This window comes from Streptomyces sp. NPDC092952 (assembly GCF_044754785.1).
Taxonomy (GTDB): domain Bacteria; phylum Actinomycetota; class Actinomycetes; order Streptomycetales; family Streptomycetaceae; genus Streptomyces.
In genome coordinates this window covers 438,183-456,810 of sequence record NZ_JBIVPT010000004.1, presented here as the reverse complement: position 1 = coordinate 456,810, position 18,628 = coordinate 438,183, and the positions used below count along the sequence as shown (strand labels likewise).

At 71.6% G+C, this 18,628-nt stretch carries 19 protein-coding genes; 7 read left to right on the top strand and 12 right to left on the bottom strand.

Annotated features, from left to right (window positions below; genetic code table 11):
• Nucleotides 1-8: 8 nt before the first annotated feature.
• The 5 genes from ACIQGQ_RS13160 to ACIQGQ_RS13140 form a co-directional block, all read right to left on the bottom strand.
• Nucleotides 9-494 carry a hypothetical protein gene (locus ACIQGQ_RS13160; protein ID WP_402394442.1) on the bottom strand — a complete coding sequence of 162 codons (486 nt, stop codon included), beginning with the start codon at nt 492-494 and terminating at the stop codon, nt 9-11.
• Entirely contained in the window at nt 491-733 is a 243-nt protein-coding gene (locus ACIQGQ_RS13155) for a hypothetical protein (RefSeq protein ID WP_402394439.1), read from the bottom strand. Before ACIQGQ_RS13155 ends, ACIQGQ_RS13160 begins: the two co-directional genes overlap by 4 nt.
• Nucleotides 730-1,548, bottom strand: coding sequence for a hypothetical protein (locus ACIQGQ_RS13150; RefSeq protein ID WP_402394437.1), 819 nt, complete (start codon nt 1,546-1,548; stop codon nt 730-732). Before ACIQGQ_RS13150 ends, ACIQGQ_RS13155 begins: the two co-directional genes overlap by 4 nt.
• The gene (locus ACIQGQ_RS13145; RefSeq protein WP_402394434.1) at nt 1,545-2,360 is read right to left on the bottom strand and encodes a hypothetical protein; all 816 of its coding nucleotides are present in this window, start codon (nt 2,358-2,360) and stop codon (nt 1,545-1,547) included. The genes ACIQGQ_RS13150 and ACIQGQ_RS13145 overlap by 4 nt, the downstream gene beginning before the upstream one ends.
• Nucleotides 2,361-2,569: 209 nt before the next feature.
• Nucleotides 2,570-2,926 carry a hypothetical protein gene (locus tag ACIQGQ_RS13140; RefSeq protein WP_402394432.1) on the bottom strand — a complete coding sequence of 119 codons (357 nt, stop codon included), beginning with the start codon at nt 2,924-2,926 and terminating at the stop codon, nt 2,570-2,572.
• A 119-nt stretch (nt 2,927-3,045) separates the two neighbouring features.
• On the opposite strand from ACIQGQ_RS13140, the gene ACIQGQ_RS13135 reads away from it, so the two are divergent.
• Both ACIQGQ_RS13135 and ACIQGQ_RS13130 read left to right on the top strand, forming a co-directional pair.
• On the top strand, nt 3,046-3,474 hold the full coding sequence (locus ACIQGQ_RS13135) for a hypothetical protein (RefSeq protein ID WP_402394430.1): 429 nt from the start codon (nt 3,046-3,048) through the stop codon (nt 3,472-3,474).
• A gap of 104 nt (nt 3,475-3,578) precedes the next feature.
• Nucleotides 3,579-3,779 carry a hypothetical protein gene (locus tag ACIQGQ_RS13130; RefSeq protein ID WP_385203691.1) on the top strand — a complete coding sequence of 67 codons (201 nt, stop codon included), beginning with the start codon at nt 3,579-3,581 and terminating at the stop codon, nt 3,777-3,779.
• Nucleotides 3,780-4,226: 447 nt separating this feature from the next.
• Here ACIQGQ_RS13130 and ACIQGQ_RS13125 read toward each other — a convergent pair whose 3' ends face one another.
• From ACIQGQ_RS13125 to ACIQGQ_RS13115, 3 genes are read right to left on the bottom strand one after another with little or no spacing between them, the layout of a single operon-like run.
• Nucleotides 4,227-5,438 carry an NAD(P)/FAD-dependent oxidoreductase gene (locus ACIQGQ_RS13125; RefSeq protein WP_402394426.1) on the bottom strand — a complete coding sequence of 404 codons (1,212 nt, stop codon included), beginning with the start codon at nt 5,436-5,438 and terminating at the stop codon, nt 4,227-4,229.
• Nucleotides 5,435-5,632, bottom strand: a complete 198-nt coding sequence (locus tag ACIQGQ_RS13120; RefSeq protein ID WP_352280003.1) for a ferredoxin — start codon at nt 5,630-5,632, stop codon at nt 5,435-5,437. Before ACIQGQ_RS13120 ends, ACIQGQ_RS13125 begins: the two co-directional genes overlap by 4 nt.
• 12 nt (nt 5,633-5,644) lie before the next feature.
• Entirely contained in the window at nt 5,645-6,868 is a 1,224-nt protein-coding gene (locus ACIQGQ_RS13115) for a cytochrome P450 (protein ID WP_402394424.1), read from the bottom strand.
• Between the two features lie 198 nt (nt 6,869-7,066).
• On the opposite strand from ACIQGQ_RS13115, the gene ACIQGQ_RS13110 reads away from it, so the two are divergent.
• Nucleotides 7,067-7,549, top strand: a complete 483-nt coding sequence (locus tag ACIQGQ_RS13110) for a MarR family winged helix-turn-helix transcriptional regulator (protein ID WP_402394421.1) — start codon at nt 7,067-7,069, stop codon at nt 7,547-7,549.
• Between the two features lie 44 nt (nt 7,550-7,593).
• Here ACIQGQ_RS13110 and ACIQGQ_RS13105 read toward each other — a convergent pair whose 3' ends face one another.
• The 3 genes from ACIQGQ_RS13105 to ACIQGQ_RS13095 all read right to left on the bottom strand — a co-directional run bounded on the left by ACIQGQ_RS13105 (nt 7,594) and on the right by ACIQGQ_RS13095 (nt 10,167).
• On the bottom strand, nt 7,594-7,935 hold the full coding sequence (locus tag ACIQGQ_RS13105; protein ID WP_402394419.1) for a hypothetical protein: 342 nt from the start codon (nt 7,933-7,935) through the stop codon (nt 7,594-7,596).
• 352 nt (nt 7,936-8,287) lie between these two features.
• Nucleotides 8,288-8,980 carry a response regulator gene (locus tag ACIQGQ_RS13100; protein WP_402394416.1) on the bottom strand — a complete coding sequence of 231 codons (693 nt, stop codon included), beginning with the start codon at nt 8,978-8,980 and terminating at the stop codon, nt 8,288-8,290.
• A complete protein-coding gene (locus ACIQGQ_RS13095) occupies nt 8,977-10,167 on the bottom strand; it encodes a sensor histidine kinase (RefSeq protein ID WP_402394413.1) in 1,191 nt (396 codons plus the stop codon). Before ACIQGQ_RS13095 ends, ACIQGQ_RS13100 begins: the two co-directional genes overlap by 4 nt.
• A gap of 271 nt (nt 10,168-10,438) precedes the next feature.
• Here ACIQGQ_RS13095 and ACIQGQ_RS13090 point away from each other — a divergent pair, with 271 nt between their 5' ends.
• The 3 genes from ACIQGQ_RS13090 (at nt 10,439) to ACIQGQ_RS13080 (ending at nt 15,185) form a co-directional block, all read left to right on the top strand.
• Entirely contained in the window at nt 10,439-12,658 is a 2,220-nt protein-coding gene (locus tag ACIQGQ_RS13090; protein WP_402394410.1) for an MMPL family transporter, read from the top strand.
• A gap of 30 nt (nt 12,659-12,688) precedes the next feature.
• Complete coding sequence (locus tag ACIQGQ_RS13085; protein ID WP_402394408.1) at nt 12,689-13,864, top strand: serine hydrolase domain-containing protein; 1,176 nt, start codon at nt 12,689-12,691, stop codon at nt 13,862-13,864.
• A 223-nt stretch (nt 13,865-14,087) separates the two neighbouring features.
• Nucleotides 14,088-15,185: a serine hydrolase domain-containing protein gene (locus ACIQGQ_RS13080; RefSeq protein ID WP_402394833.1), complete on the top strand. Its 1,098-nt coding sequence runs from the start codon at nt 14,088-14,090 to the stop codon at nt 15,183-15,185.
• Nucleotides 15,186-15,230: 45 nt separating this feature from the next.
• Here ACIQGQ_RS13080 and ACIQGQ_RS13075 read toward each other — a convergent pair whose 3' ends face one another.
• Nucleotides 15,231-17,399 (bottom strand): DUF4157 domain-containing protein, encoded by a 2,169-nt coding sequence (locus ACIQGQ_RS13075; RefSeq protein ID WP_402394406.1) that lies wholly within the window; start codon nt 17,397-17,399, stop codon nt 15,231-15,233.
• 388 nt (nt 17,400-17,787) lie between these two features.
• Here ACIQGQ_RS13075 and ACIQGQ_RS13070 point away from each other — a divergent pair, with 388 nt between their 5' ends.
• Nucleotides 17,788-18,576 (top strand): class I SAM-dependent methyltransferase, encoded by a 789-nt coding sequence (locus tag ACIQGQ_RS13070; protein WP_402394404.1) that lies wholly within the window; start codon nt 17,788-17,790, stop codon nt 18,574-18,576.
• The last annotated feature ends 52 nt before the right edge of the window (nt 18,577-18,628 follow it).

Here is an 18,628-nt window from a genome sequence, read left to right as displayed (position 1 = left end):
GTAACTCATCAGGCCCCCCGCCCCGCCGCCATGCGCCGGGTCTCGGCCTCGGCGGCGTACCGGTCGCGCTCGGCCTCGACCTCGCGGATCGCCTGCTCGGCCGCCTCGATCCGGTGACGCAGCCCGAGCGCTGCCGCCTGCTGCCCGCCCGCCGCGCGGCGGAAGGCATCGCACTCGTCGACCTCGGCCGCGGCCAGGTCGCGCAGGTGCCGGGCGTCGGCTCGGGTGAGAGCGCCTCTGTCGGCTCGGCCGAGCAGCACGAGCAGTGCCTCGCGCCGCTGGTCGCGGGCCGCCTCGCGGGCGAGGGTCCGGCCGCGCCGTGAACGGGCCCGGGGCTGGTTGGTGTGGTTCATTCGGTCTTCTCCGTTCTCGGCTCGGCGCGTCGTCGAGCAGGTGGTCGAGCAGGGGGTGCGGGCGAGGCGGCCGTCGGTCCGGAACACGTGGGACAGGGACGCGCCGAGCGGGACGGCGAGGCCGAGCAGGGACGGGTTCACGGGGTGTTCCCTCCGTCCGTCCGGGCACGGCCGAGCAGCCGGTCGAGGGAGCGCCGAGCGCGCGGGGCCTCCCGCGCGCGAGGCGCGACCGGTCGCGCGGGGTCGTCGGTCACGTGCCATCCCTCGGCGGCGAGGCGGTCGGCGAGCGAGGCGACGACGGCGGTCGCGAGGTGCGGCTGCACGTCGAGCTCGTCGGTCAGGTGCGCGGCGATCACGGCGCGGGCGGCGAGCGGGATCATCGGGCCTCGCCCCCGCCGCTGGTGTGCCGGGCACGGGAGTCTCGGCGGGGCGTCGGCGGCTGGCACATGATCCGTGCGAGGCGCACCTGCTCGTCGTCGGCAGCCGCGCCGCTGAGCTCGGCGATCACGGCCTCGACGCGCGAGGGGTGGACGCCCGAGAGCGGTCGCCGCCCCTTGCCTCGGTTGCGGAAGGACGAACGGCACTGCTCGTCGACGGCGGCGCGGCAGTAGGGACACGGCGCCGAGAGCGGGTCCGGGATGCCCTCGGCGACGAGCTGCTCGCGATGGGCGCGGGCCGGTCGGAAGCGGGCGAGCTCGGCGGCGGCGTGTGCGGGCATGTATCGGCGTGGGCCGGTACCGACGCCCGACATCAGGGCGGCGAGACGTTTCTGCCCGCCGTGGTCGATCTCGGCCCGGTACTGCGCGGGCTCGGCGTGCCCGGTCGCGACCGCCGCCCGGGTGCCGAGCAGCTCGGCCCGCCATGCCGCCGGGTCGTCCGGGTCAGCCGAGGGCACCGGGTCGGTGTGCCGGTTCATGAGCTCGGTTCGGTGCGGGCCCCATGCGGCGAGCAGGTCGTGCGGCTCGATCGGCCGGTACTGCGAGGAGCGGTCGCCGCCGCGTTGTTCGTAGTACCGGCGGGCCGCACGGGCGGCGTCCCATCCGATGGCGGGCATTGTGGCCGGGACGTCGGCGACGGCGGCCGTCCACTCCGAGATGGTGCGGGCGGACTGCTGCGGGTCGGCGAGGGCACGACGCACCCGCGAGTCGAGCGTTCCGGCGAACGCCAACAGGGCGGCGATCTGCTGCTCGTTCATAGGGTGCTCTCCTTCTGTGCGTTGAGCAGGGCGAGGCCGGCGGCCAAGTGGTCCGTGAACGCGGCGGTCGGCGGCTGCGGCCGGGGCGATGGGCTCGACGAGCGGTCGAGGTCGGACCAGACCTTGAGCCAGTAGCGGGCCGCTTTCGGGGCCTCACACGGGACGGTGCGGCGGGCGGCGAGACCGACCAGGGCCTCGACGCCGTGCCGCTGCGTCAGCCGGTAGACGTCGCGCATCTCCCCGAGGCCGAGGGACCACCGGACGTTGATCGAGGCCGCGGCGAGGGCGTCGTCGAGCGGGCGCAGTTCGGGGATCAGTGCGGCCGAGCTCGCGCGCGGCTGCTGTTGTTGTTGTGGTGAGTAGGTAGGTACGTTCTGGGGGCCGCTCACCGGCCCCCCGGGGGCCGACCCTCGGCCCTCCCCCGGGCCGGTCTCCGCTCCCCCCGGGGTCGATGTCCGGCCCTCCCCTGGGCCGTTCACCGGCCCCCCGGGGGTCGATTCTCGACCCGGGCCGAAATCCGGTCCGGGCCGGTCCTCGGCCCCCTGCTCATCGAGGAGCGGAAGGCGGTAGACCGTCTCGCCCCCGGGTCCGGTCCGGCCGATGACGACGGCGAGCTCACCCGAGGCGAGCAGGGTGTCGACTGCCTGCCGGACGGTGGACCGGGCGGCCCGGGTCCGCTGGATCAGCGCGGCCGTACCGGCGTAGGCGACGCCGTCGGCGCCGGCGCGGTCAGCTATCGCGAGCAGGACCAGACGAGCGGCGCCTCGGGCGCGGGACCGGGTCCATACCCAATCCGTCGCGGCGAGGCTCAACGGAACGTCTCCTCACGGGACTTGGATCGCCGGGCGGTTCGGGCCGACCGGCAAGGGCGGCAGGGGTGTGAAGGGGGCAGCGGTGGCCGACGGTGTAGCGGCGGGTTCCGACCGCACGGCAGTAGGCACGCGTGGCCCCGTCCCAGAAATCGCAGATCATGCCGCGGTCGCTAGAGAAGTGCAGCCGAGGGGCAGGGTTCGCCCGCCGGTCACTTCTTCGGGCCCACGTACCGGGCGTAAACCCGGTGTTCGACGCCTCCCTGCTTGACGATCGTCCGGGCCTTGGCCTCGAACTCGCCGGCGGGGTAGGCAGACAGGCGGCCGGTGCGGATCGCCTGTGCTGCGGACGACGCCCGCGAGATCGACGTCGGCCGCTGCACGATGCCCCACTCACCGGGGCGAGCAACGAGCTCCATCGCGATCAGCGCGTGCTTGGTGTTCCGGCTGCGGGGCGGCGGCCCCGAGAAATCAACGCTCACAAGATCCCCCACGTGTTGCTGAACACGAACAGCGGTAGGCGGCAGGCAGCGGATATGGGCTGTTCGCCTGTTGCTGTTCTCGAACAAGAACAACGTAGGTGTGAGCGAATCCGCACGTCAACGGGCTTGATAGCTGTGCGGTCCGGGGCTCTGGCTGCTTAGATATGCCTGTTCGCGTTCTGCGACAAGAACGGAGATGAGAACCCGTGTCATCCATAGGCGGCGAGAGCTCGACGCCCTTCACCGACATGGTTCGCGAGGTGCTCGCCGTCAAGGGCGCCACCCTGCGAAGCGTGGCCGATCGGGCGGTCGATCCCGAGACGGGTAAGAAGCTCCAGCACACGACCCTCGCGAAGATCGCCAACGGCGAGGGGTACCGGCGCGACAAATGGATCGTCGGGGCCATCGCGGCGGCGACGGGGCGACCGCCCTCCGAGGTGCGCCGTGCGGCGGCGGCCGAGTGGGTCGGCCTGACCGCCGACGACATCCTCGGGATGTCCACCCCCGAGGTGTCGGTCGTGGTGGCGTACGCGCCCGGAACCCGACCTGATCAACTCACGTTGGTTAAAGACGCCCTCAAGAAACTTGATCTTGAAGACGCAACTATCCAGGTGCTCGGGGAGTCGAACCAGTAGCCGTAAGCGCGTGACCTGCGGTGATGGTCGCGCTACTGTGGGATGGCTTTTGGCTCGTGCATATGTTCGAGTCAAGCACTCGGCCATGCCACGAGGGGGGCAACTTGTACCGCGTCCGCCGTACCCGACTCGACGACACCGCACCCGCAGCAGGCCGCGCCACGGTCAACCGGCGCGACATCCTGCTCGACGACCGCCACATCACCGACACCGGAGCCATCGCGCTTGAGGCCGTCCTGAACGCCTTGCCCCCCTACGGCGCCGGCGAGAGCAAGTGTGGAGGGCCCGAGGGCCCTCAGTCCTAACCGGGCGGCACAGCGGGAAGGGGCCACACGATGTGTGGCCCCTTCCGCTTGTCGGGGGTCGGGTATACGGTCTGGACCGAGGTGCGATCAAGAGGGAACGCCGCAGGTCAGGCCCTACTTTCCTGCGTGCCCAATGCGTGCCCATTGCGTGCCCGAACGGCCTTGAACCGGCCGACACGGGCCGACACGTAGTGACACCTCGACAGGTCTCTGACCTGCGGAAACTGTCACCTCGCGGCATCCGGTGGACCTATCCGACAGGACTTCTCTGGGGCTTGTAATGCGTAGGTCGTCGGTTCGAATCCGACAGGGGGCTCCGCGCGAACCCCAGCCCGGATCGTTTCCGAGCTGGGGTTTTCCATGTCAGCGGACGCGACGGCGTCGGCGGGGGCGGGCCGCGCGGGTGTCCGTGGTCTCAGCTTCGGTCTCAGTAGGGGGTTCGGGCACTCATGCGGGTTCCGAGGCCGCTGCGGGGAGGACCTCGGCCGGCCCCGGAGCGGTGAGCAGCTCGCGGCGCAGGCGGAGGACCTGACGCGGGGCGTTCCAGCCGAGGACGGCGCACACCTGTCCGTCCGTCCGGTAGACCCCGGTGAACCGGTCGTCCTCCGTGTCGGCCTCATGCGTCTCGTACTCCGCCTCGGGCGTGATCAGCCCGTGTACGACGATCTTGTGGGGCCCCTGGTCCGTCCAGAAGAAGGGCACCCGTTCCAGGTCCCGCCGCTGACCCAGCAGGTCTGCGGCGACGACGCGGGCCTGGTCCCCGGCGTGCATCCGGTGTTCCAGGCGGAGGTGCCGGCCGGTTTGCGGGTGGCGCCAGGCCGCGACGTCGCCGCATGCGTGGACGCCCGGTGCCGCCCGGCCGACGGCGTCGCAGCGGACGCCGTCGGACAGGTCGAGCTCTGTCCGGGCGAGCCAGTCCACGTCCGGGGCCGAGCCGATCGCGGTGAGCACGGTCTCGGCGGTGAGGCGGGTGCCGTCGTCCAGAAGCACCTCCAGGCCCTCGTCGCGGGGGAGTCGGCCGCTCTGGTGGATCTTCTCGACGGTCGCCCCGGTGAGGATGGTGGCACCCGCCGCGGTGAGCCGCTCCCCCGCGAGGGCGCCCACGTGGGGGCCGAGTCCCGGCAGAACGGTGGAGGACGGGGTCACCAGGGTGACCTCGCACCCCAGGGACAGTGCCGTCCACGCCGTCTCGGTCCCGAGGAACCCGCCGCCCACCACGATCAGCCGCTGCCCCGAACGCAGCCGCCCGGCCAGGGTGTTCGCGTCCTCAAGGGTCTTGAGGGTCACGGCGCCCGGGAGTTCCGCGGTCCCGGGCAGGGTGCGTGGAGCGACCCCGGTGGCGACGACCAGGTCCGTGTACGGCAGAGCCGTCCCGTCGTCCAGGGTGACGACGCGTGCCGCTAGGTCGGCGGCGACGGCCCGCCGCCCCCGGTACTCGGACGCACCGAGCCGCTCCAGTGCGTCGGGGCCCGCCAACCACAGTTGCTCGGCCCCCGTCTCGCCCTTGAGGAAGCGCTTGGACAAGGGCGGCCGGTCGTACGGCGGGTGGCCCTCCCCGCCGACCAGGGTGAGGGCGCCGTCGTAGCCCAGGCGGCGCAGTTCCTCCGCCACGGTCAGGCCGGCGGCGCCGGTTCCGACGACGAGGATGTTCCGGCTCACCGGCCGTCCCACAGAATCGCCGCGGCGGGGCACACCCGGGCCGCCTCCTCGACACGGGGGCGTTCCCGCTCCGGCGTCTCCTCGGAAAGGAGGACGGCGACACCGTCCTCGTCGCGCTGGTCGAACACATCCGGGGCGATCAGGACGCACTGGCCCGCTCCGACGCACTTGCCTTCGTCAACAGTGATCTTCATGTGCGGGGTCTCCTACCAGGCGACGGGGAACGAGTTGAGGCCGTGGACGCGGCTGTGCTGCTTGACGTCGTACGGCCGGGACGCGTCGGCCGCACGCAGCGTGGGCACCCGTGTGAACAGGCTGCGGAAGGTCAGCAGCAGCTCCAGGCGGGCCAGGGCCTGACCGAGGCACTGGTGTGTGCCGTGACTGAACGCGAGGTGCCCGCGGGCGGGACGCCGCACGTCGAACACGTCCGGGTCGTCGAAAGCCGCCGGGTCCCGGTTGGCCGAGGGCAGGGAGATCAGCACCCCGTCCCCGGCGCGGACGGGACAGCCGCCGACCGTCATGTCCTGCGTGACGGCGAACTGCCGGGGGTGCTGCGCGACCGAGAGGTAGCGCAGCATTTCCTCGATCGCCTCGGCCTGGGCCGCCTCGTCACCGGCGAGGAACAGGTCCCGCTGGTCGGGGTGGCGCAGGAACAGCGCGGTGCCCAGGCCGATCATGTTTCCGGTGGTCTCGAAGCCCGCGACGAGCAACGTCATGCCGATGGTGACGAGTTCGGCCCGGGTGATGGTGCCGGGCACCACCAGGTCACGGGCGAGCTGCGCCAGCACGTCGTCGCCGTCGCCGGTACGGAGCCGCTCGCCCACCAGCGTGTCCAGGTACTGGGCCAGCTCGCCCAGGGCGACGCGCACCTCGCTCGGGTCCGCGTTGCCGGCGAGTGCGCGGGAGGCGGCGTTCCGGAAGAAGGCGTGGTCGGAGTACGGCACGCCCAGCAGCAGGCAGATGACCCGCGAAGGGATGGGCTGAGCCACCAGCTCGATCAGGTCGGCGGGAGAGCCGGAAGCCAGCAGATCGTCAACGGCGTCATCGACGATCCGCTGGATGTCGGCGCGCAGGGCGTTGACCCGCTTGACCGTGAAGTGCCGTGCCAGTCGGCGCCGTTGTATCAGGTGCTCGGGGTCGTCGGTGCGGATCAGGCTCTCCGACCTGTCGTCGCGCTGCTGGACGTCGCCGGGGCTGAAGAGGGGGAAGGCCGGGTTGTCGAGCCTGGCGGAGATGCCCTGGCTCGACAGGACCTCCTTGGCGTCCTCGTAGCGGGTGATCAGCCTGGGCTCGGCGCCCTCCAGCGCCTTGACCCGCGGCAGCCCGGGAACCGCGCGGAGTTCGGCGAACTCGGCGGGCGGGCTGAACGGGCACGATCGCTCGGTCGGATAGGTGATGGCGGACGGTCCTGCGGAAGGGTCTGCGCTCACGCGTTACTCCGTTACTCGTGGGGGAGGCGAGAGCTGTGCTCACGCTCGTGGGGACGGAGCGGCCCTCACCCAAATGTGCATCGTGCAACGGTAGTTCATCATGCACATCTATTGCATCGTGCACAAGATCGGGGTGTCGGGGGTGGGGCGGCGACGTGCGGGATGATGGAGGGACGCGTTGGCAGGAGGGGCAGTGGCATGAACGAACGAGAGCGTCGGCTCAATGACTTCGAGCGGGAGCTGACGCTGCTGTCCCGCCACTTCGTCGCCTCGCGTGGGCCACGCTCCGGCCAGAGCCTGGACCGCTCCGCCTACGTGCTGCTCACTCGTCTGGAAGCCGGCGAGCCGCTCACGCTCAAGCAGCTGGCCCACACGTTCCAGGTGGGCATCTCCACCATCAACCGCCAGGTCAGTGCGATGCTCCGCAAGGATCTGGTGGAACGCATCCCCGACCCCGACGGCGGAATGGCACGCAAGTATCGACCCACCGCCCTGGGGCTGGAACGGCTCCGGGCCGACCGGGAGATCGGCCTCGAAGGGGTCTCGCGCCTCATCGGGGCGACGGGGTGGACCGAGCGGCGGACGCGCGATTTCGTGACGCTGCTCGGTGAACTCAACCAGGGCATTGAACGCCTCGAAGGGCTCGCTCTGGCCCGCTCGGAGCAGGACGCGACGGGCTGACGGCTCACACCGCGCTCCGGAACCGGCCCTGGTCCGCTCTAGCCCTAGGCCATGTTCCAGAACTCGCTGACCTGCCTGCTTGGCCGTCCGGGAAAGTCGCGGGCGGCCAACCAGATCGTGAGGTCGCGGGCGATGTTGTTAATGCTGGCCGCCGCGGTGACCTCGTGCTCGTTGCAGGTGGTGTCACGGCGGACGACCTCGAAGCAGCCTCCGTCCAGGACGGCCACGGAGGCGAACCAGACGGGATCGTCCTCGTCGGGCTGGACGACCACGAAGGTGTTGTCGGAGTCGTTTAGGTCGCTGATCATCATGAACAGCGCGTCCTCGGAGGGGTCGTCGATGCGGTCGCCGTTCTCGCTGTCGGCGCCGTAGTACTGAGCCCCCATGGTTGCCTTCCCCTCACCCGTTCACCTGGTCGCGGCCAGCATGGCATGAGGAACCGACAGCTCGGCCGGTCACAGCCATTCGCCGATCGCGGCGATCAGCACGGTGGCTTCGAAGCGGACGGCGAGTTTGCCGGACCGGATGGCCACCGCCCGGTTGCGCTTGAGCCGATTGATCCCGCACTCCACCGCATGCCGGGCCTTGCAGTCCTCGCGGTCGAAGGCCGGAGGCCGTCCGCCGGCTTTCCCCCGCCGCTTGCGGTGGGCGGCCTGGTCGGCAGGCTCCGGGATCGTGCAGCCCGATGCGGGACGAGGAACAGACCCGACTTTCAAAACACGGCCTACGGGACAGCCCTCAGCCCTGTCGGCCCGCCTCGATCAGTCCGGTCTCGTAGGCGGCGATCACGGCCTGGGCGCGGTCGCGGACGCCCAGTTTTCCGAAGACGGCGGTGATGTGGTTCTTCACGGTCGACGTGCTGACGTGCATGCTCCGTGCGATCTCCGCGTTGTCGAGGCCGGTGGCCATCAGGCGCCACACCTCGGCCTCGCGCGGGGTGAGGTCGCCGGTGTCGGCGGTGACGGGTGGTGCGGGGCGGTGCGGGGCCGTGACGTAGGTGGCGATCAGCCGGGTCAGGAGCCGGGGGGCGACGGCCGCCTCGCCCGTGTGGACCACGTGGATCGCCGCCACCAGTTCCTCGGGCGAGGTGTCCTTCGGCAGGAATCCGCAGGCGCCCGCGCGCAGGGCGGCCACCACGTGTTCGTCCAGGTCGAAGGTGCTCAGCGCCAGGACGCGGCAGCCGGGCAGTTCCCGCGTGAGCCGGTCGGTGGCGGCGACGCCGTCGAGCACCGGCATGCGGATGTCCATCACGACGATGTCGGGCCGCAGCCGGTGTGCGAGGGCGACCGCTTCCGCGCCGTCCGCGGCCTCGCCCACCACGTCGAAGGCCGGGTCGGGGCCGAGGATCAGTGCCAGCCCGCGGCGCACCAGCGGTTGGTCGTCCGCGATCAGCACCCTGATGACCGGCTCGTGCGTCGTCGTCCCGGTCACCGCAGTGCTCCCTCGTCCGCTCGCAGGGGCAGCCGGGCCGACACCCGGAACCCGCCCTCGTCCAGTGGTCCGGCCTCCAGGGTGCCGCCGTGCAGCACGGCCCGTTCGCGCATCCCGACCAGGCCGTAGCCGGTCCCCGGACCGGCGCCCGGTCCTGCCGGGCCCGTGCCCGGTCCGTCGTCGGAGACCTCCACGGTCACCCCGTCCGGCGCGTACGCCAGCCGTACGTGCGCCCGCGCGTCACCGGCGTACTTGCGGGCGTTGGTGAGCGCTTCCTGGACGATCCGGAACACGCTCAGGCCCACGCTCGGCGGCAGCGGACGCTCCTCGCCCCGTACGTCGAGCGAGGCGGGGAGCCCGGCCCGGCACGATTCGGCGACGAGCCGCTCCAGGTCGCCGACGCCCGGCTGCGGGGCGGTCGGCTCGTTCTCCAACTCGTCCCCGGCCCGGAGCACGTCCAGCAGCTGCCGCATCTCGCGCAGGGCCACCCGCCCGGACGCCTCCAGCGTGACCAGCGCCTCCCGGGCCACCTCCGGGTCACGGTCGAGGTTGGCCCGGGCGCCCCCGGACATCAGCTGCATGGTGGTGATGTGGTGCGCCACGATGTCGTGCAACTCCCGTGCGATACGCCGCCGTTCGGCCGCCACCGCCTGGTCCGCGAGGAGTCGGCGCCTGGTCTCGATGTCCCGCTGCCAGTGGTTCATCACGGTCGCGGCGATCGCCACGACCGCCGCGGCGGAGACGGTGCCCACGATGTCCACGACCGGTGGCTCCGGCCACGACGCCGTGCCCACCAGCGACATCGTCACGGCCGCCAGCGAGGCCGCGACCGCCACGGCCGTGCGCCGGGACCGGATGACCGTGTAGAGCGCGACGACCATCGCGGCGTTGAAGTGCTGGCTCATCGGCACGGCCAGGGGCAGGACCAGCCCCAGCAGCAGAACGGCCGCGAACGACAGGACCGGCGTCCGGCGCCGGACGAGCAGCGGCAGCGCGGCCAGCACCACGAGGAAGCAGCCGGCCACCGGGACCTCGCCCTGCTCGGACTGGCTGCTGATCGTGAAGCCGATCAGGTCCACGGCCGCCACACCGGTCATGACCAGGGCGTCGTCGCGCGTCCACGGCAGCGCCTCGCCGCCCGCCCGGATCCCCGGGGCGCCGGGGCCGGGGCGCTTCGTCACCGTCACGGTTCTCTTCTCTCCTGACCGGGCCGTACTCACCAGCCGCTACCGGTGCGGTACGCCTGTCGCCCGCGATCCAGTCTCGCACCGGGATCCGGGCATCTCCCGGGCCCCCGGGCCGACCCTCGGCCTGGGACCAGGGTCCCGGTCGGCGGCCGCCCCCGGCCCATGCTCCCAGGCCGCTTCTCGTCCCGTACTCGGACGATCCGCGCGTTCCGCGGTGATGAGCTTCTCCTGTGCCGAAAACGCCGCATCCCACCCACCGTTGGAGAACAACGTGATCCGCGCCCTGACCGGGTTCTCCACCCGCAACCCGTGGAAGGTCATCGCCCTCTGGGCGGTGGTGGGCATCTTCCTCACCCTGCTCGGTCAGGCGCTGGTCTTCAAGGTCACACAGACCGGGACCGGGGACTTCCTGCCCGCGCAGTACGACTCGGCGGCCGCGCTGAAGGTCGCTGAGGAGAAGTTCGGGGTGAAGTCCGACGCCAACGCGGTCACCGTGCTCGTCGGCAGGCAGGACGGCAAGCCCCTCACCCGGGCCGACCAGCGGCGCATCGGCGTGGTCGCCGAGGAGCTGGGCCGCCGGCACGTCGAGATGCCCGAGCCCGAGGACGACACGCCCTCGTTCATGTACGAGGACTACTCCCAGACCCCGAAGGTCGCGCCCGTCATGGTCGCACCGGACCGCGGCTTCGAACTGCTCTCCGTGCGGCTGACCGGCAACAGCACGGACCCCGGCATGCACGACCTCTACCGGGCCTTCCGCGACGGGGCGGAGGACAAGTTCGCCGATGCCGGGATGCGCACCGGATTCACCGGCGGCCTGGCCGACCTCGTCGACACGACCGAGGCGGAGGAGACCATCGCGACGGTCGTCGGCGCCCTCATGCTCGGTCTGATCGTCCTGATCCACATCCTGGTGTTCCGCAGCGCGCTGGCCGCCTTCGTCCCCCTGATCGCGGTCGCCGTCGTCGCGGGTGCGGCGGGAGGTGTGGTCGTGGGCACCTCGATGCTCGCCGGCATCGACCTCGACCCCTCCACCCCGCGCATGATCGGCGTCGTCCTGATCGGTATCGGCGTCGACTACTTCCTGTTCCTGCTCTTCCGCTTCCGCGAACAGCTGCGGGCCCGCCCCGACCTGTCGGGACGTGCCGTCTCCGCGGAGGTGAGCGCCCGGGTCGGCACGGCGATCACCTCCGCGGCGCTCACCATCGTCGCCGCCTTCGCCACGCTCGGCATCGCGACCTTCGGGCAGTTCCGGGTGCTCGGCCCCGCCATCGCCGTCTCGGTACTCGTCATGCTCCTCGCCGGCCTCACCCTGATGCCCGCGCTGCTCGCGGTCACCGGACGCGGGATGTTCTGGCCGTCCCGCTCGCTCGGGCACGAGCCGTGCACCGGCAAGGCCGCGGGTGTCGGTGATCTGGTCGCCCGCCGCCCGCTCACGCTGATCGTCGCTTCCGTCGCGCTGCTCGGCGCGCTGGCCACCGGACTCATCGGCATGCGGATGGACTTCGGCCAGACGTCCGGCGGCCAGGACACCCCGGCGGCCGTCACCGCCGCCGAGATCGCCCGCTCCCTGCCCGCCGGTGTGTCCGATCCGGCCACGGTCTACGTCACCGCGAAGGACGGCGCCGCGCTGACCGCCCGGGGTCTCGCCGCGCTGCCCAAGGCCCTGGCCGGGGTCGACGGCGTCGGCCGGGTCGGCGAAACCCTCTTCACCAAGGACCGCACCGCCGCCCGTATCGACGTCTACCTCACCGTCGACACCCGGAGCCAGCGGGCCCGGGACCTCGTGTCCGGCCCCGTCCGTGCCACCGTCGCCGACCACACACCTCCTGGCGCGCAGGCCCATGTCGGCGGTACGGCAGCGGTCTTCGCGGACATCTCCACCGCCGTCGGCCACGACCTGAGGACCGTGTTCCCGGTCGCCGCCGCGCTGATCGCCCTCATCCTGGTCGTCCTGCTGCGCAGCCTGCTCGCCCCGGCCGTACTCATGATCGCCGTCGGCCTCGGCTTCGCCGCCACCCTCGGCGCCTCGGCCCTGTTCTTCCAGCACCTTCTCGACCGGCCGGGTGTCGGCTTCATCCTGCCGCTGGTGCTGTTCCTCTTCGTCGTCGCCCTCGGCACCGACTACAACATCCTGATCAGCGACCGCATCCGCGAGGAGATGGACCGGCCGGGCCCGGCCCGCGCCGCCGTCGCCCGCGCCGTGCGCCACACCGCTCCCGCCGTCGCCACGGCCGGTGTCGTCCTCGCCGCGTCCTTCGGGAGCCTCGGCGCCAACTCCGACCCCGGCACCCAGCAGATCGGCTTCGCGACGGCGCTCGGCATCGTGCTCTCCGCCTTCGTCGTCTCCATCGTGCTGGTACCCGCGCTCGTCGCGCTCCTGGGCCGGGCCACGTGGTGGCCCGTCCGCCCGGGACGCCCCAAGGTCCGCCACCAGGACGGGTCACCGGCAGGCCCGTCGCACCACGACCACCTCTCCCTGACCCACTGACGCTGTTCCCCTACCGACAGGAGTAGTTCCATGTACGCACGTGTATCGCTCTCGCCGAAGTTCCGTCCCACGCTCTCGCGGGGCGGTCGGCGCAGGGTCCTGATGGCCGCGACGGTGCTGACCGGGGCGGTCATGACCGCCGGTGCGCTGTTCCCGTCCGCCGCGTCCGCCGCAAAGCCGGACGCCGTTCAGAAGAGCCTGGACACTCTGGTGCGCGAGGACCGGGTGCCTGCCGCGCTGGCGAGTGTCGTGGACCGGGAGGGCCGGACGCGCGTCTATACGGCGGGTGTCGGTGATCTTCGGACCGGGGCGAAGGTGCCGAAGGACGGGCAGGTGCGGGCGGGCAGCAACACCAAGGCGTTCACGGCGGTGGTGGTGCTGCAGTTGGTGGCCGAGAAGAAGGTCGGCCTGGACGCCCCCGTCGACACCTATCTGCCCGGCCTGCTGCGCGGTGACGGGATCGACGGACGCCACATCACCGTCCGCCAACTCCTCCAGCACACCAGCGGACTCCCCGAGTACGTGGACAAGCCGGCGATCCTCAAGGATCCGCAGAGGTACTTCGAGCCGCGCGAGCTCCTCGACGCCGCCCTCGCGCAGAAGGCCCACTTCGCCCCGGGCGAGAAGTGGGAGTACAGCAACACGAACTACCTGGTCGCGGGCCTGATCGTCCAGAAGGTCACCGGTCGCCCGCTGGGCGAGGAGATCAACCGGCGCATCGTCGACCGCATCGGGCTGCGCCACACCTATTTCCCCACCCCCGGGGACATGGCCATCGACGAGTCCCACCCCAAGGGCTACCACCGGGACACGGCCGACTCGCCCTGGCGCGAAATCACCGAACTCGACCCGTCCTGGGGCTGGGCCGCAGGCGCGGTGATCTCCACCAACAGCGACCTCAACCGCTTCTTCTCCGCCCTTCTCGGCGGCAAGCTCCTGCCCCCGGCCCAGCTCGCCGAGATGCGCACCACCGTTCCCACGGAGGGGGCCGGTCAGGGCGTCCGCTACGGGCTGGGCCTGACCAGCACGCCGCTGTCGTGCGGCGGCGTCTACTGGGGTCATGGCGGCACCATCCCGGGTTACTTCACCTTGGGCGGCGTCAGGGAGGACGGCCGTGCGATCAACATCGCACTGACCTCCATTCCGGCCGACGACGCCACCATGCAGCAGGCGCAGACCGCCGTCGAAACGGCCCTGTGCCGCTGACGGCTCCACCGGGACGACCGCCGCTCCCGCTCCCGCTCCTGTTCACGTTCGTAGGAGCGGGAGCGGGGCGGCGACCGGTGCCCCGGCGGGCCGTGCACCGGCCCTCTCTTCGACCGCTTTTCACCGTCACAACAGGAGTTGCCCCATGGATGCATGTGCCCCGCCGAGGTTTCGTCCCGCCCCTTCGCGAGGTGGTCGGCGCAGAGTGTTGCCGGCGGTGGCGATGCTGACCGGGGCGGTCATGACCGCCGGTGCGCTGTTCCCGTCCGCCGCGTCCGCCGCAAAGCCGGACACGGTGCAGAAGAGCCTGGACACTCTGGTGCGCGACGACCGGATGCCTGCCGCGCTGGCGAGTGTCGTGGACCGGGAGGGCCGGACGCGCGTCTATACGGCGGGTGTCGGTGATCTCGGGACCGGTGCGAAGGTGCCGAAGGACGGGCAGGTGCGGGCGGGCAGCAACACCAAGGCGTTCACGGCGGTGGTGGTGCTGCAGTTGGTGGCCGAGAAGAAGGTCGGCCTGGACGCCCCCGTCGACACCTATCTGCCCGGCCTGCTGCGCGGTGACGGGATCGACGGACGCCACATCACCGTCCGCCAACTCCTCCAGCACACCAGCGGACTCCCCGAATACATGGCGGCCCCCGTCTTCGAGGACTTCCCCGCCGTCCGGTACCGGTACTTCGAGCCGCGCGAGCTCCTCGACGGTGCCCTCGCGCAGAAGGCCCACTTCGCCCCGGGGGAGAAGTGGGAGTACAGCAACACGAACTACCTGGTCGCGGGCCTGATCGTCCAGAAGGTCACCGGCCGCCCCATGGGCGAGGAGATCGGCCGGCGCATCATCGACCGCATCGGACTGCGCCACACCTACTTCCCCGCCCCCGGAGAGACGACCGTCCGCGAGCCCCACCCCAAGGGCTACGAGCAGGAAGTGGACGGCGGTCCCCTGGTCGACTACACCACCATGGACATGTCCATGGCCTGGGCCGCAGGCGCGGTGATCTCCACCAACAGCGACCTCAACCGCTTCTTCTCCGCCCTCCTCGGCGGCAAGCTCCTGCCCCCGGCCCAGCTCGCCCAGATGCGCACCACCGTCCCCGCGGAGGAACGCGGCCCCGGCGTCCGCTACGGACTGGGCCTGACCAGCACGCCGCTGTCCTGCGGCGGCGTCTACTGGGGCCACGGCGGCACCGCCCTCGGGTACCGGACACGAGGCGGCGTCACGGAGGACGGACGCGCCGCCACCGTCGCGGTGACCACCACCCCGACGGGTGCGGCCTCCCGGCGCGTGGAGGCCGCCGTCGACACGGCACTGTGCCGCTGATCCAGCCGGAGGCGGACGGGACGGCGGGCCCGCGCGGCCGCGGGCCTACCTCTTGTACTTGAGGGTCTTCTGCTCGTTCAGCCGCTGGATCAGGTTGAAGGCGGCGAGGGCGAAGGGCTTGAGGGCGGCGGTGGGGATGTCCTGCTTCATACGGCGCAGTTCGGCGACCAGGGCGAGTTCCTGTTCGCCGGGCCTGCCCACCCGGTCCTCCACCGTTCCCAGCTTGCCGAGCGACGGGTGGACGTAGTCCCACTCCTCCTCGCGGTCGCCGACCTGCTCCTTCTCCTCGTCGTTCAGGTAATCGAAGTTCCGCAGCAGGTCCTTGCCGGCCGGGATGCCCTTCAGCCATTCGGCCCGGGTCAGCGTGATCTGCTTCGTCTCACGGTCGCCGGCGTCCCCGCGCGCGACGGGCTTGGCGTACAGCTCGGCGCTCCCGTCCTCGGGGAATCCGACCGCCCTGAGGGCGAACGTGGCGAACCTGCTCGGGTCCTCACGGAAGTACGCCTGGAGCGGGTCGGGCAGCAGCGCGAAGTTGTGGGCGAAGGAGGTGCGGGACATCAGGCCGCCCGCGATCGACTTCGAGTTGGGGTTCTCCTCCAGCTTGGCGCCGTAGTGGAGGTAGCTGCCGATCAGGGAGACCAGGCCGACCAGGCCGTCCGTCGACGCGTCCCCGATGCTCTCCCGGGGGAGCCCCTCGGCCAGTTCCTCTGCCGCCAGGCGGATCTTGGTGACTTTGGTGAGGGCGGTCCGGTGCAGGTCCTCGCCGGCCTTCTTGCGCTGTCGGTGGGCCGGGAGCTTGAAGGGGTTGGAGGGTTTCTCCGGCACCTCCAGGTACTCCAGGAACCGGGGCAGCTGGTCGAGCTTGAAGCCGCCGGTCGTCTGCGGTTCGTAGAGGAGGGGGCCGCGCAGCGGGAACACGATGATCCCGGGCTGTCCTTCGAAGCCCGCCACTTGGATGCCGTCGAGCGGGAAGGACGTCTCCGCCTGCCTGGCGTCCAGGGCCTTGGAGACCTTGGTGATCGTGTTCATCACCTCGACGACCTCGTCCTTGCTGTCCAGCGGGTCGGTCACCCATTCCAGGGCCGAGCCGCCCGTGGGGCTGACGTCCGAGGTGAGCTGGTACTTGCTGCCGCCGCCGACCACGCCCATCTTGGGGACGTCACGGCCGGGTATGGGGGTCTCCCGGATCGCGTTGTTCCTGAGCAGCGCGGTCTCACCGTTCGCCATGAGCTGCCCGTACGTGTCGGGGGCGTCCTGCCGCAGTCGTCGGAGCCGCGCCGCGCCCTCGTCGGTGAGCCGGCGTTCGTAGGGGCGGTCCGCGGGTGCCGGGGTGAGCCACCTGCGCATCAGATCCGCTTCGGACATGCCCTGTTCGGCCTCGTCCAGGAGGCGCTTGGCGTCGGCCGACCCCCCGGCGAGCGTCACCATGATCTGCGCGTGCCGGACGGCCTCGCGCTCCACGATCTCGTTCTGGTGGTTCTGTTCGTCCTCCGGGGTCAGGTCGTTGTGGTCGCGCATGCGCCACTGCGACTCGAACTCGAAGCCGACGCGGCGCTGGATCGCGGCCCGGTGGGCGGCGCCGTTCCCGTGGTCCTCGTCGCCGGTCGCGGCGTGGGGGCGGGCGCTGCCGCTGCGGGCGACGCGGTCGCCGACCTCGGCGGCCTCGCGCTCCCACCGGTCGCCGGGATCGCTGAGACCGGCGGGCGCGCCGTGCTGCGTGGTGTGGTGGATCTCGTGGGCCATCGTCCCCACGTCGCGCAGGACACTCGCGTTCTGCACGACGATGCTGTTGCCGACGGTGTAGGCCTTCGCGTCGATGTCCGCGGTGGTCCGGGCGTCGACCGAGACCCTGAGGTGGCCGAGATCGGTGCCGAAGGCCCGCTCCATGGTCGCCCGCATGCCGCCCGGCAGCCGGGTGCCGCCACGCCCGGCCGTTCGCACGGCCTCCCGCACGGCATCGTGGCCCTGGTCGGCGTCCGTCTGGTTCCGCCCGCTCTCGATCATCCGCGTGACGGCTGCGTTGCCGTACGTGCGTTGCAGGGCCGCCAGGGAGCCGGGCGGGGCGGAGGCCGGGGCTGCCGGAAGCGCGGCGGGGGCGTGAACGGCGCCCTCCGGACCGGTGCGGTCGTGGTCGCGGACGTGACCGGCGCCGGGATGGGGGCCGGGTTGGGGGCCGGGACCGGCGTTCCGACGGGACTTCGGGGTGTACCGCATGGAGGAATCCATTCGAACGAGATCGCTTGCACCGCCTCGGAACGCGACTCTGCCGCAGGAGCCGGCGGGAGGGAAGGACGGAACGGGCAGGCCGTGGGCCAACCTCGGCCGTTCACGGGGACGTTGGCGCGATGAACGGCGCGGGGCGGGCTGGTACGGAGAACTCGTCGGAACAGTCGGCCGGGCGCGGCCGTGGACGGGGCTTTCCCGGCCCTGGTGAGGTGCTCCGGCGCGACTGGGGGAGTGTCCCGGAGCCCCGGGCCGCCGCTGTCCGGTGCGGGCTTCTCCGGGGCGTGCGGCAGGTCCGAGGGGAGTGGTGAAACACCCTGTGACCTGCGTTTTCGGGTCGGCCATCCGTAGAATTGGCCTCGGTCGAAAGGGGGGCCGGGTGGACCGGACCGTACGCACCGTCGAGGACGTTCTCACGCTCCTGGACGGACTCTTCGAAGCCGAAGCCGAAGCCGAAGCCGAAGCCGAAGCCGGGACTGGGGCTGGGGCTGGGCCCGGTCGTCTGGCGACCGGTGACGGCAAGGACTTCTGGGACCGCTTCTACGCCGACCGGTCCGGACCGGTCCCGTTCTTCGTACCGAAGCCGGACGAGAACCTGGCCGCCCACGTGGAGCGGGGCCCGCTCGCTCCCGGCCGCGCCCTCGACCTGGGATGCGGTCCGGGCCGCAACGCCCTGTACCTCGCTTCGAACGGCTTCGAGGTGGACGCGGTCGACCTCTCCCCGGTGGCCGTCGCCTGGGCGAAGGACCGCGCCCGGGAGGCCGGGGCCGACATCCGCTTCCTCTGCGGCAACGCCTTCACCCTCCCCTCCGACACGCTGGACGGCCCGTACGACCTGGTCGTCGACTCGGGGTGCTTCCACCACCTGCCCCCGCACCGCCGCATCAGCTACCTGCGACTCCTCGACCGCGTCCTGGCCCCCGGCGGCCACCTCGTCCTCAGCTGCTTCGCCGCCGGCGCCGGGGGAATGGGCTCGGAACTCCCCGACGCCGACTTCTACCGTGAACGCCGACTGCACGGCGGCCTCGCCTACCCGCCCGAAGCGCTGCGCCGGATCTTCTCCGGCCTGGAGGAGCTCGAACTGCGCCGCATGCGCGAGCAGTCGGCCGAGTCACCGCTCTTCGGCGTGCCGTTCCTGTGGACCGCACTGTTCCGTCGCGCCGCCTAAGGACTGTCCCGAACCGACGTGGTCCGGATCTGGCCCGGCCCCGATGACCGCT